The 13,556-nt window shown below is 71.5% G+C and carries 14 protein-coding genes; 8 read left to right on the top strand and 6 right to left on the bottom strand.

Translation table 11 applies throughout. The features are described from left to right. Positions 1–97: 97 nt before the first annotated feature. Complete coding sequence (locus AB0I18_RS32660) at positions 98–1,300, bottom strand: acetyl-CoA acetyltransferase (protein WP_363109251.1); 1,203 nt, start codon at positions 1,298–1,300, stop codon at positions 98–100. 163 nt (positions 1,301–1,463) lie between these two features. Between AB0I18_RS32660 and AB0I18_RS32665 the strand changes: the two genes are divergently transcribed. Together AB0I18_RS32665 and AB0I18_RS32670 are read left to right on the top strand one after the other, a co-directional pair. Then, positions 1,464–2,669 (top strand): acyl-CoA dehydrogenase family protein, encoded by a 1,206-nt coding sequence (locus tag AB0I18_RS32665; protein ID WP_363109252.1) that lies wholly within the window; start codon positions 1,464–1,466, stop codon positions 2,667–2,669. A 56-nt stretch (positions 2,670–2,725) separates the two neighbouring features. Continuing rightward, on the top strand, positions 2,726–3,208 hold the full coding sequence (locus tag AB0I18_RS32670; RefSeq protein WP_363109304.1) for a nitroreductase family deazaflavin-dependent oxidoreductase: 483 nt from the start codon (positions 2,726–2,728) through the stop codon (positions 3,206–3,208). 105 nt (positions 3,209–3,313) lie between these two features. Here the strand turns inward: AB0I18_RS32670 and AB0I18_RS32675 are convergent, their stop codons facing one another. Continuing rightward, the gene (locus AB0I18_RS32675; protein WP_363109253.1) at positions 3,314–3,961 is read right to left on the bottom strand and encodes a TetR family transcriptional regulator; all 648 of its coding nucleotides are present in this window, start codon (positions 3,959–3,961) and stop codon (positions 3,314–3,316) included. Positions 3,962–4,209: 248 nt separating this feature from the next. Between AB0I18_RS32675 and AB0I18_RS32680 the strand changes: the two genes are divergently transcribed. Continuing rightward, positions 4,210–4,980 (top strand): VOC family protein, encoded by a 771-nt coding sequence (locus AB0I18_RS32680; RefSeq protein ID WP_363109254.1) that lies wholly within the window; start codon positions 4,210–4,212, stop codon positions 4,978–4,980. Positions 4,981–5,200: 220 nt separating this feature from the next. Next, entirely contained in the window at positions 5,201–7,567 is a 2,367-nt protein-coding gene (locus tag AB0I18_RS32685) for a serine/threonine-protein kinase (RefSeq protein WP_363109255.1), read from the top strand. Between the two features lie 106 nt (positions 7,568–7,673). Here the strand turns inward: AB0I18_RS32685 and AB0I18_RS32690 are convergent, their stop codons facing one another. From AB0I18_RS32690 to AB0I18_RS32705, 4 genes are all read right to left on the bottom strand, one after another. After that, positions 7,674–8,243, bottom strand: coding sequence for a hypothetical protein (locus AB0I18_RS32690; RefSeq protein WP_363109256.1), 570 nt, complete (start codon positions 8,241–8,243; stop codon positions 7,674–7,676). Positions 8,244–8,354: 111 nt separating this feature from the next. After that, the gene (locus AB0I18_RS32695; protein ID WP_363109257.1) at positions 8,355–9,128 is read right to left on the bottom strand and encodes an enoyl-CoA hydratase/isomerase family protein; all 774 of its coding nucleotides are present in this window, start codon (positions 9,126–9,128) and stop codon (positions 8,355–8,357) included. After that, entirely contained in the window at positions 9,125–9,604 is a 480-nt protein-coding gene (locus AB0I18_RS32700) for an OB-fold domain-containing protein (protein ID WP_363109258.1), read from the bottom strand. Before AB0I18_RS32700 ends, AB0I18_RS32695 begins: the two co-directional genes overlap by 4 nt. Positions 9,605–9,607: 3 nt before the next feature. Next, complete coding sequence (locus AB0I18_RS32705; RefSeq protein WP_363109259.1) at positions 9,608–10,804, bottom strand: lipid-transfer protein; 1,197 nt, start codon at positions 10,802–10,804, stop codon at positions 9,608–9,610. A gap of 110 nt (positions 10,805–10,914) precedes the next feature. Here AB0I18_RS32705 and AB0I18_RS32710 point away from each other — a divergent pair, with 110 nt between their 5' ends. The 4 genes from AB0I18_RS32710 (at position 10,915) to AB0I18_RS32725 (ending at position 13,556) form a co-directional block, all read left to right on the top strand. Next, positions 10,915–12,546 carry a fatty acid--CoA ligase family protein gene (locus AB0I18_RS32710; RefSeq protein WP_363109260.1) on the top strand — a complete coding sequence of 544 codons (1,632 nt, stop codon included), beginning with the start codon at positions 10,915–10,917 and terminating at the stop codon, positions 12,544–12,546. 75 nt (positions 12,547–12,621) lie between these two features. Next, positions 12,622–12,906 (top strand): type II toxin-antitoxin system prevent-host-death family antitoxin, encoded by a 285-nt coding sequence (locus tag AB0I18_RS32715; protein ID WP_363109261.1) that lies wholly within the window; start codon positions 12,622–12,624, stop codon positions 12,904–12,906. Continuing rightward, positions 12,899–13,366, top strand: a complete 468-nt coding sequence (locus AB0I18_RS32720) for a PIN domain-containing protein (RefSeq protein ID WP_363109262.1) — start codon at positions 12,899–12,901, stop codon at positions 13,364–13,366. Before AB0I18_RS32715 ends, AB0I18_RS32720 begins: the two co-directional genes overlap by 8 nt. A gap of 34 nt (positions 13,367–13,400) precedes the next feature. Further along, a complete protein-coding gene (locus AB0I18_RS32725) occupies positions 13,401–13,556 on the top strand; it encodes a hypothetical protein (protein WP_363109263.1) in 156 nt (51 codons plus the stop codon).

Consider the following 13,556-nt stretch of genomic DNA (forward strand, 5'->3'; position numbering starts at 1 on the left):
GGCGATCGGATATCCCGTCGCGGCACCGGCCCCACCACCCACCACCCCAGGGGCGCGGGGAACTGCGCGACCAGCCACAACGCACCCGCAGACAACGTCACCCCCGCCCCAACACCACCGTCCCCGAAGAGCAGAACCACCCACCCGTCCCCGACGCAACCGCCACCTCCGGAAGCCGCCCCCCACCCTTCCGTACCTGCCGTTCCCCAGCCTCCCCCCGCAGCTGCCGCACGGCCTCCACCAGCAGGAACAGTCCCCGCATACCGGGGTGTTGGGCCGACAGCCCACCCCCGTCCGTGTTCACCGGCAGCTCACCGCCGACCGTCAGCCGCCCCTTCCCGGCCACGAACGCACCCCCCTCCCCCTTCTTGCAGAACCCCAGATCCTCCAGCGTCACCAGCGTCATGTACGTGAACGCGTCGTAGATCTCCGCCACATCCACGTCCCCCGGCCGAACTCCCGCCCGACCGAAGGCGATCCGCCCGCTCACCGCAGCCGGCGACACCGTGAAATCCGCCCACTCGGACATGGCGGAGTGCGAGACGTGCTCACCGGTGCCGAGAACCCACACAGGAGCCGTACGGCAGTCGCGCACGTACTCCTCCGCCGCCAGCAACACCGCCGCACCCCCGTCCGACCGTATGCAGCAGTGCAGTTTGGTGAACGGATCCGCGATCATCGGCCCCGACAGAACGTCGTCGACAGTGATCGGCTCCCGGAACATCGCCCCCGGATTCAGCGCCGCGTTCGCCCGCGCCTGCACGGCCACCGACGCCAACTGCTCCAGCGTCGTGCCGTATTCGTGCATGTGACGGCGCGCGGCCATCGCGTACTTGGCGATGAGCGTATGGCCGTACGGCACCTCGAACTGCGCGGGCCCGCGCGCACCGAACGACAGGTTGCCCGTACGCCGCCCCGCCTTGATGTCCGCCCGGGCGGTGGACCCGTACACCAGCAGCACCGCATTGGCATGCCCGGCGGCGATCGCGTCCGCCGCGTGGGCCGCCATGACCTCCCACGTCGAGCCGCCGACCGAGGTGGAGTCGACCCAGGTGGGCCGCAGGCCCAGATACTCGGCCACCTCGACCGGCGCCAGCACACCCAGGCCCGCCGAGGCGAAGCCGTCCACCACCGAGCGGTCGAGCCCCGAGTCGGCCAGGGCGCGGCGAGCCGCCTGGGCGTGCAGGGCGTACGGCGTCGCGTCGTCGACGCGGCCGCAGTCGGAGAGGGATACGCCGACTACGGCCACTTTGCGGTTCCCTGGAGTCCCAGTCCCAGTCGGTGTTCCAGTCGGAGTCATGGAATCTGACGGTACATCAGGTAAGACAGAGTGCGGGAGGTGTCGCAACCCTGTGCATCTCCCGATCCCCGCTCTAACATGACGCCCCGTCAGATCAGGCAGCCGTAGCCGACAGCCGGTAGCCAGCCGGAGCCGGTGAACCGGCCCGGGGAGGAGCCCGCCGATGGACGCCACCTTCACCGCGGAACAGGACGAGATCCGCCGCACCCTCCGTGAGCTGCTCCTCAAGCGGTGCGGGCCGGAGGAGGTCAGGGCCGCCGCGGGGACCGCGGACGGGTACGACCCCGCGCTCTGGGAAGCCCTCGCGCAACAGCTCGGGCTGCCCGGCCTCGCGCTTCCCGAGGAGTACGGGGGAGCGGGCTGCACCCTCACCGAACTCGCCCTGGCGAGTGAGGAACTGGGCCGCGCCCTCGCCCCGTCACCGCTCCTCGCGACCGCCGTGCTGAGCGTCCCACTCCTCCTCGCGCTCGGCACGGAGGGCCAGCGCGCCGAGCTGCTCCCCCGCATCGCCGCCGGCCGGCTCACCGCCGCCCTCGCCGTGCCGGGCGCGGTCCTGCCCACCGCCCTCGGCCTGACCGGCGACAACCACGGCGACTGGGCAGGCGGCGGCCGGGCCGGCGGCGTCCAGGCACGGCAGACGGCCGAGGGCGGGTGGCGGCTGTACGGGCAGGCGGACCAGGTGCTCGACGGATACAGCGCGGAACTGCTGGTCGTGGCCGCGCACACCGGGGGCTTCGCCCGGTCCCGTACGCGCCTCTTCCTCGTACGGGACCTGCCGCGGGACGGCGCGACCCGCGTACGGCAGACCTCCCTCGACGGGACCCGGCCACAAGCCCGCCTCCAACTCCGGTACGTGGAAGCCGAGTTGCTCGGCGACACGTCCTCAGATGTGCCCACCGCTGTGGGCGCCGCGCTCGCCGCCGTGGGGGACGCGGCCGCCGCAGTCCTCGCCGCGGAGGCGGTCGGCGCCGCCGACCGCGTACTGGAACGGACCGTCGAGTACGTCAAGCAGCGCGAGCAGTTCGGGCGCGCGATCGGATCGTTCCAGGCAGTGAAGCACCGGCTGGCCGATCTGTACGTACAGGTCCAGGCGGCACGTTCGGCCGCGTACTACGCGGCCTGGGCGACGGCCGCCGGAGGCGAGCGCGCGGGCGGGCTCGCCCTCGCGCAGGCACTGGAGGCCCTGCGCACCACCGCCTCCGAGGCCGTCCAGCTGCACGGCGGTATCGGCTTCACCTGGGAGCACGAGGCGCACCTGTACTTCAAGCGGGCGGCCGGGGACGAACTGCTCTTCGGCCCGGTCCACCGGCTACGCGCGCACGCGGCGGACGCGGCGCGGCTCTTCGAGGGCGGAGAGGTGACGGTCTGATGCCCAAGAACGAGCCCAAGAACGAGCCCGAGAACCAACCGTCCCGGCCCTCGCGGCTGCCAGGCGTCCGGCTCGTCCAGAAGGTGTCCTCCACCCGAGCCTTCGCGAAGGTCGCCCCGCACGTCATCCCCGCGCTGGACCGCGCCGTACACCGGCTGACACGCGGGAAAGTCCTACTCAGTGCCCAGATGCTGCCGGGGGTCATCCTCACGGCGCGCGGTGCGAAGAGCGGGCTTCCGCGGCGTACGCCACTCGCCTGTATGCCGGAGGAAGGGGTGGGGGACGCGGTTCGCAGCTGGATTCTCATCGGGTCCAACTTCGGGCGGACCGATCACCCCGCCTGGACCGGCAACCTGCTCGCCCATCCCGACGCCGAGGTCAGCTGGCAGGGCGAGGACATCCCGGTCACCGCCCATCTGCTGAAGGGCGAGGAGCGCGATACGGCGTGGAAGGCGCTGCTGGAGTTCTGGCCGCCGTACGCGACCTATCAGGCCCGAGTCACACGCGAGATCCGGCTCTTCCGGATCGTACGAAGTTGAAGGAGGCGCGAGCCCGAGACACGAGCCGCGAACGCGACAGGCGGCAGCCCACCGAAGTGAACTGCCGCCTGCGTGACAGGACGTGTGCCTGGTAAGCGGGGCGCGCTACTTGGTCGGCTTCTTGCCCGTCACGCCCAGATGCACCAACAGGGCGAGGTTCGGCTTGAGTTCAGCCTGCTTGACGCCCCACGTCTGGAAGCCCTTCTGGTGCGAGGCCACCGCCGCGAGCATCGCGACGAGGGAGCCCGCCATCGCCGCCGGGCTGACGTCCTTGTCGACCTTGCCCTTGGCCTGAAGCTCCTTGACCGTGTCCGTAAGGGAGTTGTTCACGGAGTTCAGGATCTTCATGCGGATCTTGTAGAAGCGTTTGTCGCCCTCGGCGGCGCCCAGGTCGACGACGCGGAGGATGGCATCGTTTTTGCGCCAGAAGTCGAGGAAGCCGTCCACGAGTTCCTGCGCGGTCTGCCAGCCCGCCTTGCCGACCCAGGAGCGCCCTTCGAGCACCTGGGTCAACCCGGCGCCCTCCGCGGCCATTTGCTCGGCAATCTCCAGGACGGCGCCTTCGACGTCCGGGAAGTACTGGTAGAAGGTCGCCGGTGAAGTGCCCGCCTTCCGGGCGACGTCGATGACTTTGACGTCGCGGTAGGGCGAGGAGCTGAGCATCTCGCTGAGGCAGTCGAGCAGCTTCTGCCGCGTCGCCTGCCCGCGCCGACCGGCCACACGGCCGTCGACGGTACGCACTTGTCCTGTCATGCCGTCAGCTTACCGAGGGGTGATCGGAGCGCGATTCGGCCGACTGCAAATGGGGTGCACACGCTCGGACAGGGCGCTGGCAGGGCACTGGCAGGACTCCGGCAGAGCTCCGGCAGAGCTCCGGCAGAGCTCCGGCAGGGCTTGGGCAGAGTTCTCCGGCAGAGTTTCGGACAAGGGCCGGGCGGAGCTCGGACAGAAGGGCCGCCGCACACTCTGCGGGATGTGCGAAAGGCCGTTAGCTTGGCGGCATGGCTGGATCTGAGGCATCTGCCGCGTTCGCCGAGGGCGTCCCCTGCTGGGTCGACGCCCAGCTTCCGGACGTCGCGGCGGGCCAGCGCTTCTACGGTGAGCTCTTCGGGTGGACCTTCGAGGCCTTCGAGGAGGGGTACGGGGTCTCCGCGTCCCCCGTGCCCGCCGCCTCCTCCGTGCCCTCCGTACGGGCGCTCCTCGAAGGGGAGCCCGTGGCGGCCCTCGCTCCCAAGCGGGACGGCCGGATGCCCACCGTCTGGACGGTGTACTTCGCCACCCCGGACGCCGCCGCGCTGGCCGACCGGATCGAGGAGGCGGGCGGCCAGGTGATCACGGCACCGGTGCCGGTGGGCCCGTACGGCACGACGGCGCTCGCCGCCGACCCCGAGGGCGCCGTGTTCGGGCTGTGGGAGGGCGACACGCACCCCGGCTTCGGCAAGCGGCACGGCCCCGGCTCCTTCGGCTGGGCCGAGCTGTACACGCGGGACACGGCCGCCGCGAACTCCTTCTACGGCGACCTCTTCCACGAGGCCCTCTTCGGCGACGGCGCCACCCCCGACTTCGGCCGCGCCCCCGTCTCCGACGTCTTCCCCGCCGAGATGCCGCCCCACTTCCTGGTCCATTTCGGGGTGGCGGACTGCGACGCCGTACTCGGTACGGTGGTGCGCCTCGGCGGCCGGATCCAGGCGCCGCCCTTCGACGCTTCGTACGGGCGGGTGGCTGTCGTCACCGACAATCAAGGAGCGTCCTTCGCGGTTCTCCAGCGCTGAAAGGCACCGAAAGGGGTCGAGAAGCGGCGGGGGGCCTTGAAAAATGAGGCAGACGCGGGGTTTTTATGCGGGAACGCCCCGAGACATCCACATTCCGGCCCGGGTTCGCAACCTATGGCCGGGCCAGGAAGAATCGGGGTGCGTGCCGCCGGAGCGGTTCGGTGGTGAGACGCTGCGCAGTGGCTGGAAGCGCAGCCGCGTACGGGGAGGTGGCAGGCAAGTGGTGGATCAGCTGACACAGCACGATCCGCGGCGGATCGGGCCGTTCGAGGTGCTGGGACGGCTCGGCGCCGGCGGCATGGGGCTGGTCTATCTCGCGCGCTCGGCCTCGGGCCGGCGGGTGGCGATCAAGACGGTCCGCACGGAGCTCGCCGAGGACCAGCTTTTCCGGGTCCGCTTCACCCGTGAGGTGGAGGCGGCCCGGGCCGTCTCCGGCTTCTACACGGCGGCCGTGGTCGACGCCGACCCGCGTGCGGCCGTGCCGTGGCTGGCCACCGCGTACGTGCCCGCGCCCTCCCTCGAAGAAATAGTGACCGAGTGCGGGCCGATGCCGGCCCAGGCGGTCCGCTGGCTCGCGGCGGGTGTCGCGGAGGCCCTGCAGTCCATCCACGGCGCCGGGCTCGTGCACCGCGACCTCAAGCCGTCGAACGTCCTCGTCGTCGAGGACGGGCCGCGCGTCATCGACTTCGGTATCGCGTCAGGGGTTTCCAACACCCGCCTGACCATGACGAACGTCGCCGTCGGCACGCCCGCCTACATGTCGCCCGAACAGGCGAAGGACTCCCGAAGCGTGACCGGCGCGAGCGACGTCTTCTCGCTCGGCTCGATGCTCGTCTTCGCCGCCACAGGACACGCGCCCTTCCACGGCGCGAACCCCGTCGAGACCGTCTTCATGCTCCTCCGCGAGGGCCCGGACCTCGAAGGCCTCCCGAACGAGCTGCGGCCGCTGATCGAGTCCTGCATGCAGATGGAGGCGACCGCCCGCCCCAACCCCGCCGACCTCCAGGCGCAGCTCGCCCCCCACCTCTTCGGCTCCGGCTCCGACGACAGCGGTACGGCGTCCGCGTGGCTGCCCGAGCGGGCCGTGGGCCTGATCGAGACGCGCCGCGGCGGCCGCCCGGCGCCCCCGAAACCGCACTCCCCGCGCAGCGGCGGACGCGGCGCGCCCGTGGTGCCGCCCCCGCCGCCGCACAGCCCGCCCGTCCCGGTGGGCGCGGGCAACGGACGGCGCGGCGGCGCCCCCGACACCGGGCCGGTGCGGCTGGCCGGCGGCCAGGTGCCCATCGGGCCCGGTCCGCGCGTCGCCGACGCCCGGGCCGCCGCCGTGAAGGCGCCGCCTCCCGAGGCGGGCCTCGCCGCCTCCTGGTCCCGGCCGCGCCCCGGTGTGAACGGCGCCGACCCCGTCGCACCCGGTCCCGGTCCGGTGGCCGGGCCGCCGGCCCCCGGGCCGGACTCCGGCTCGTCCTGGCGGCCGTGGCGCTTCCGCATGTCGAACGACGTGTGGGGGACGCCCGCTGTCGCCGGCGACCTCGTCTACGTCACCTCCTTCGAGGTGCACGCCCTGGACGTGGCCACCGGGCGGCGCCGCTTCAAGACCCGGGACGTCGCCTGGTCGATGGCGGTCGCCGACGGCCGCGTGCACGCCTCCGACGGCCCCACCCTCTTCGCCCTCGACGCCCGCCAGGGCACCGACCTGTGGCGGCTGCCGACCGACGCCTGGGTGTACTCCCTCAAGGCCGACCGCGGCACCGTCGTCACCGGCACCCGCGGCGGCGGCGTACAGGCCTGGGAGGCCTCCAACGGCCAGAAGCTCTGGGAGATCACCGGAGCGCAGAGCGACTTCGAGTCGCCCGAGGCCGGACCCGCCATCCACGACGGCACGGTCTACGTCTGGCAGGACGCCCGGCTGCGCGCCCTGGAGGCCCGTACCGGCGAGGAGCGCTGGTCGTACCCCATCGGCGACGCGGCCTCCTGCGGCGGCGTCCCCGTCCGTCTGACGCACGCCGACGACGGATACGTGTACGTGTCGGCCGGCACCCGGGTCCTCGCCATCGACATCGCCGGCGGGCACGTGCGCTGGCACTTCGAGGCGCCCGCGGTGTTCCTGAGCCCGCCCACCTTCGCGCCGGGCCCGGCCGTCACGGGCGGCGGTGTGTACCTCGCCGACTACCTCGGCACGGTCTACGCCCTCGACGCCACCGACGGCCGCGACCGCTGGCGCATCGCCACCGAGTCCCGCGCCTCCATCGACCCGGTCCTCGTCTCGGCCGGTCACGTCCACGTCGGCAGCGGCAAGGGGCTCTACACGCTGGACGCCGTCACCGGCACGCCCAAGTGGCGCTTCCAGGCGGGCGGCGAGCTCGTGGGCGCGCCCGCCGTCGCCGACGGCCGCATCCACTTCGGCTCCACCGACCACCTCCTCTACACCCTGAAGGCCGACGACGGCCGCCTGCGCTGGAAGCTCGCCACCGGCGGCGAGATCACCGGCGCCCCGGTCGTCAAGGACGGCGTGGTGTACGCGTGCAGCAAGGACCGCTGCGTGTACGCCCTGGACGCGGAGAAGGGCACGGGAACGGCACGCGCCTAAGGGGCGCGGGGCTGTGTCGATATGCGGCTCCGCCGCGTGGGCGCGACCAGCCACAACCGGCCCGCAGATCCATACGTGCTGCGGCAGCGCCCAACTCCCCAGCCGCTCAGCTGTGATCCATCGGCGGACGCCGCCACGTCGCGGTGGGCGCGTCCTCGGCCGGAGTCGTGTACCCGGGCTCACGAGGGTGCGGCCCGTCGAGAGTCGGGACCGACGGACCCGACGGCTCCGCCGGAGCGACGGGCGCCGCACGCCGACCGCGCCCCCGGAGGACCACCGCGGCCACCAGCAACAGCACCCCACCGCCAAAGGCGAGCCCCGTACCCACGCCCAGCCCCCTGCCCGCGTCCCCGGTGACGGTCAGGCTGTCCTCCGCCTGCCCCACCCGCACCATCCACAGCACGGTGAAGCCGAGGACGACCACCCCGGCCAGCCCCACCAGCAGCCGCGACCGGAGCAGCAGCCCGACCACCGTGATCAGCGCGGCCACCGCGAACGGCAGGAAGAGCGAGGCGAAGAGTTCCGGGCGGACGCCGGTGACACCGTCCTCGGAGAACAGGTCCCCGAGGCGGTAGTGCCGCCCGTGACGGCCGTCGTACCAGGCACGGAAGGGGCTCCATACGGCGGCCGTCGCTCCGGCGAGAGCGAGCACCGACCCGAGCAGGTTGCGGACCATACGCGAGCCTCCATTCCCAGCTCTCACTTCGCTTCAGACGCTACGCCGGGCGGGCGACGACCGCCATGCGGCATAACTGAGAGTGACCGGCCCGGTGGCGCCCCGCGCGGCTCACCGCACCCGGAAGCCGTCCGGGCGACGGGCGCCGAACAGTTCCGACTGCCGCTCGCCCGGCAGGTTGCCGAGCGCGATGAGGTGCGGCGCGTGCGTGAGTGCCTGCGCGCGGGCCGCCTCCTTCGCGGCCCATACGGCTCGTACGGTGCCCTGGACGGCCTCGGTCGGGTAGGAGGCGATGACGGCGGCGCACCGTACGGCGGCCTTGCGTGCCCCGCCCGGCGCGGTGAGTTCGGACACCAGCCCCACCTCGTACGCCCGCCGGGCCGAGATCCGCTCCGCCGTCCCCATCAACGCCATCCGCGCCACCTCCCCGAACGGCATCCGCTGCGCCATGTAGATCGACTCGCAGGCGCTGACCATCCCGTACGTCGTATGCGGATCGAAGAAGGTCGCGTGCTCGTCGGCCACGATGAACTCGGCCTCGCCCAGCAGATAGAAGGCGCCTCCGCAGGCCATCCCGTTGACGGCGGCGACGACCGGCTTCCAGAGGTCGTTCGCCTTCGGCCCGGTCATGGTGAGCGGCTCGTCCACCGTGTACGGGGAGCCGGGCTGCGGCACCTCGGCGTCACGGTCGAGCCCCGTACAGAAGGCCCGCTCGCCCGCACCCGTGACGACGATCGCGCGTACGGAGTCGTCGAACCTGAACTCCCGCCACGCGGCGGCCAGTTCGGCGGCCGTGTCGAGGTCGATCGCGTTGAGCTTCTCGGGCCGGTCGAGGGTGAGCACGGCGACGCCGGTGTCCTTGTCGGTACTGATACGCAGGGTCATGGCCGCTCCAGTACCCACTGGGGCAGCCCGTCGCCGGTGAAGACCACCTGCACTTTCGCCCCGATCCGCAGACGCTCCGGCGGCACGGAGTCGAGCGGTGCGCCGGGCCCGGTGACGAGGTTCCCGACCAGCCGGATCCGGGGTGCCTCCGCCAGCTCGACCACGATGACGCCGTACGGGGCATGGGCGGCGTAGGCAGGCAGCAGCGGCGGATGCGGGACGACGTACGACCACACCCGCCCCTTCCCGCTCATCCTCCGCCACTCGCTGTCGAAGGACTGGCAGTGCGGGCAGCAGGGGCGGGGCGGGAAACGGAGTTCGCCGCAGTCCGGTTCGGCGCAGGCCTGGATACGCAGCTCGCCCTGGGCCGCGTACTCCCAGAAGGGGGCGCCGTCGTCGTCGACGACGGGGGAGAGGAGGGGCTCGGTCGCGGTCGGCATGGGGACCGGTACGGCCCCCGGCGTGGGTCCTGGCATGGGTCAGCTCCTGAGGAGGATCGCGGAGGTCGGTACTCCCTCGCCTGCCGTGACCAGGCAGGTGGCGGCGTCGGGGACCTGGGCGGTGCTCGTGCCCCGGAGCTGCTTCACGCCCTCGTTGATGAGGTTGAAGCCGTGGACGTATGCCTCCGAGAGCCCGCCGCCGCTCGTGTTGAGGGGCAGCCGTCCGCCGATTTCGAGTGCGCCTCCCTCGGTGAACGCCCCGCCCTCGCCCCGCTCGCAGAAGCCGTAGCCCTCGAGGGAGAGCGGTATGAGGGGGGTGAACGCGTCGTAGATCTGGGCCACGTCGACGTCCTCCGGGCCGAAGTCGGCATGTTTCCACAGGTGTCGGGCGGCGGCCCAGGCGGGCCCGGTGAGCGGGTCGTCGTTCCAGTAGTTGACCATCCCGTGGTGCTGGGCGGGCAGGCCCTGGGCTGCGGAGTGGACGTACACGGGGGTGTGCCGGCAGTCCCGCGCCCGATCGGCGGAGACGACCACGCAGGCCAACGCCCCATCCGTCTCAAGGCAGTTGTCGAAGAGGCAGAGGGGCTCGCTGATCCAGCGGGAGGTCATATACATGTCCCGGGTCAGCGGCCGCTCGTACATGATCGCGCGCGGATTCTGATTGGCCCGGTTGCGGCAGGCGAGGGCGACGTTGAACAGATGGTCCCGCGTCGCCCCGTACTCGTGCATGTAACGACGCGTCAGCATGGCGATCTCGTCGGCGGGCCGGAGCAGGCCGAAGGGGCGGGTCCACTGGGCGGGGGTGGGCAGTTGGGCGGCGGTGTTCTTCCACGGGCGCGGCCCCGACCCCCGCTTCCGCGACCGCCAGGCAACCCCGACCGTGGCCTGCCCGGTGGCGACGGCGGCGGCGAGATGGGCGACGGTGGCGCAGGACCCGCCACCCCCGTACCCCACCTTGCTGAAGAAGGTCAGGTCCCCGAACCCGACGGCCTTGGCCACCTCCACCTCGTCGGTCTCCTCCATGGTGTAGGAGGCGAGCGCGTCGACTTCGGCCGGCGCGATCCCGGCATCGTCGAGGGCGGCGACTATAGCCCGACAGGCCAAGGCCTTCTCATTTTCCGGGAGTTGCTTGGCGAAGGAGGTCTCCCCGATCCCGACGACGGCGGTGGCGTCCTTGATCCCTGCCTTGATCCCCGCCGTGGTACTTGCCCCGGTACTTGCCGTGATCCGTGCCATGTGCGCGCACCTCCGTGTGACGGCCCGGCGGCTGTGGCTGACAGGGCGTCAGGCTACAGCTAATCTGACGGGTAGTCAGCTAGTGGTGTGGCAACCGTGGGAGGCCCGCTGTGCGCGGTGACTTGGAGTGGGGCAGCATTCCCGGCCTTGTCAGGTCGGCGGTGGCACGGTTCCCGGACGCCGAGGCGGTCGTGGAGGGCCGTACCCGCGTCTCGTACGCGGAACTGGGCGCCCGAGTGGAACGCGCGGCCGCGGCCTGCGTCGCGAACGGAGCCGAACCGGGCGACCGGGTGGCGATCTGGGCGCCCAACACCCTGGACTGGATCGTCTCTTCACTGGGCGCGGTGTCGGCGGGCGCGGTCCTCGTCCCGCTGAACACCCGCTTCAAGGGCACGGAGGCGGCGTACGTACTGTCCCGCAGCCGCGCCAGGCTGCTCTTCGTGACGGGCACGTTCCTCGGGACGTCGTACGTGGCGTCGCTGCGGCGGGCGGCCGGTGAGGGGGAGGGAGTCGGGGATGGCGAGGGGGCCGGGGAGGGGGCCGGACCGCTTCCCGGCCTGCCGCACCTGGAACAGGTGGTGGTCCTGTCGGACGACGCCCCGGCCGACTTCCGTACCTGGAAGGACTTCCTGGCGAGCGGCGACGGGGTGGACGCGGAGGCCGTACGGGCGCGGATCGCCGCCATCGACGGTGACGACCCCTCGGACATCATCTTCACCTCGGGCACGACGGGCCGCCCGAAGGGTGCCGTGATCACGCACGCGCAGACCCTGCGGGCGTACGCCGTGTGGAGCGAACTGGCCGGCCTGGGCCGGGGCGACCGCTACCTGATCGTGAACCCCTTCTTCCACACCTTCGGCTACAAGGCCGGCGTGATCGCCTGCCTGATGCGGGGCGCGACGATGATCCCGCAGCCGGTGTTCAACGTGGACACGGTCCTGGCCAACGTCGCCTCGGAGCGGATCTCGGTCCTCCCCGGCCCGCCGACCCTCCACCAGTCCCTCCTCGACCACCCCTCCCGCGACTCGTACGACCTCTCGGCCCTCCGCCTGGTCGTGACGGGCGCGGCGGTGGTGCCGCTCCAACTGGTGGAACGACTCCGGACGGAACTGGGAGTGGGCACGGTCCTGACGGCGTACGGACTCTCCGAGGCGAGCGGAATCGTCACGATGTGCCGCCGGGGCGACGAGCCGAACGTGATCGCGTCGACGTCCGGCCGGGCGATCCCGGGCACGGAGGTGAAGGTGGTGAACGCGAGGGGCGAGGCCGTCGCCCCCGGCACCCCGGGGGAGGTCCTGGTCCACGGCTTCAACGTCATGGGCGGCTACTACGAGGACGCCCCGGCCACCTCCGAGGTCCTGACCCCGGCCGGCTGGCTCTGCACGGGCGACGTAGGCGTCCTGGACGAGGCGGGCAACCTGCGCATCACGGACCGCATCAAGGACATGTTCATCGTCGGCGGCTTCAACGCCTACCCCGCCGAGATAGAGCAACTCCTAGGCCTGCACCCCGACGTGGCCGACGTGGCGGTGATCGGCATCCCGGACCCCCGCCTGGGGGAGGTGGGCAAGGCGTATGTAGTACGACGGCCCGGCGCGACCACTCTCACATCGGACGACCTGATCGCCTGGTCCCGACGGGAGATGGCGAACTACAAGGTGCCGCGGGTGGTGGAGTTCGTGGCGGAACTGCCTCGGAACGCGAGCGGGAAGGTGGTGAAGGGGGAGTTGCGGGGGCGGTGAGGGGGCCGCGGACTGGGCGGTGCCGTACACCTTTGCCCTGGTGGCGAGTGTAGGACGAGTAGTACACTCGCGATTATGGGCAGTCACCGGGAAGTTCCGCTACGTGAACTCAATCAGCAGACATCGCGGGTCATGGCCCGGGTCGAGGCGGGGGAGACCGTCACGATCACCAAGGACGGTGTGCCGATAGGGGACATCGTTCCCCACGGAGTGCGTGACGGGATTCGTACGGGGCCGCCCGTGTACGCCTTCAGAACCGACCCGATGGGGCCGCTTGAACTCCCCGACCTGGGCGGGCCGGCCCTAAGCGACGACGAGATCGACGAGACGCTGCGGGGGATGGGCGGACTCGATGACTGAAGCACCCCTACCCGTGATTCCTGTGGTGGTCGCGGACACCAACACGCTCTATCGTCTGTTCACGCCGAAAGACCCACGTCACTCCGCACACCGCGCGGCCCTTGCCCGCGTCGGCCACCTGGTTGTCTCGCCCATGGTCCTCACCGAACTCGACTACCTCCTCACGGAACGGGTGGGCCCCAAGGCGTCGATGAACGCCCTGGACTTCATCGCAGGCCAGGTGGAGTCCCGGCGTTTCGAGGTCCCCGAGGCCGCGCCGCACCTGCGTGGTGCGATGGCCGTGATGCGCGGCTATGAAGACGCCGGGGGCGGCAAGGGTGTGGGGCTCGCGGACGCCATGAACGTGGTTCTGGCCGCCGCCTTCCAGACCATCGACATCTTCACCACCGACCGCCACTTCCGGATGATGCGCCCGCTCACGGGTGAGGCGGCGTTCCGGCTGCTGCCGGACGATATCTGACGTATGAGTGCGAGTTGCACACGAGGGAGTACGAATGAACGCCGTCAGCTGGGAGGAAGTCAAGCGTCGGGCCGACGAGCGTCGAAGGGCCGCCGGGCTGCCGGTACGGACTCCCGAGGAGAAGCGGGCCGACATGGATCGCCTCCTCGCCGAGGTGCGCGCCTACGAGCCGGCGGAGACCCGCCGATAG

Source organism: Streptomyces sp. NPDC050704 (assembly GCF_040654355.1).
Taxonomy (GTDB): domain Bacteria; phylum Actinomycetota; class Actinomycetes; order Streptomycetales; family Streptomycetaceae; genus Streptomyces.

Bases quoted from the DNA above. Each gene is read 5' to 3' on its own strand.
- AB0I18_RS32720 (WP_363109262.1), top strand. From the start codon at position 12,899: ATGACTGAAGCACCCCTACCCGTGATTCCTGTGGTGGTCGCGGACACC.
- AB0I18_RS32660 (WP_363109251.1), bottom strand. From the start codon at position 1,300: ATGACTCCGACTGGAACACCGACTGGGACTGGGACTCCAGGGAACCGC.
- AB0I18_RS32725 (WP_363109263.1), top strand. From the start codon at position 13,401: ATGAACGCCGTCAGCTGGGAGGAAGTCAAGCGTCGGGCCGACGAGCGT.
- AB0I18_RS32690 (WP_363109256.1), bottom strand. From the start codon at position 8,243: ATGGTCCGCAACCTGCTCGGGTCGGTGCTCGCTCTCGCCGGAGCGACG.
- AB0I18_RS32665 (WP_363109252.1), top strand. From the start codon at position 1,464: ATGGACGCCACCTTCACCGCGGAACAGGACGAGATCCGCCGCACCCTC.
- AB0I18_RS32695 (WP_363109257.1), bottom strand. From the start codon at position 9,128: ATGACCCTGCGTATCAGTACCGACAAGGACACCGGCGTCGCCGTGCTC.
- AB0I18_RS32700 (WP_363109258.1), bottom strand. From the start codon at position 9,604: ATGCCAGGACCCACGCCGGGGGCCGTACCGGTCCCCATGCCGACCGCG.
- AB0I18_RS32705 (WP_363109259.1), bottom strand. From the start codon at position 10,804: ATGGCACGGATCACGGCAAGTACCGGGGCAAGTACCACGGCGGGGATC.
- AB0I18_RS32675 (WP_363109253.1), bottom strand. From the start codon at position 3,961: ATGACAGGACAAGTGCGTACCGTCGACGGCCGTGTGGCCGGTCGGCGC.
- AB0I18_RS32715 (WP_363109261.1), top strand. From the start codon at position 12,622: ATGGGCAGTCACCGGGAAGTTCCGCTACGTGAACTCAATCAGCAGACA.
- AB0I18_RS32680 (WP_363109254.1), top strand. From the start codon at position 4,210: ATGGCTGGATCTGAGGCATCTGCCGCGTTCGCCGAGGGCGTCCCCTGC.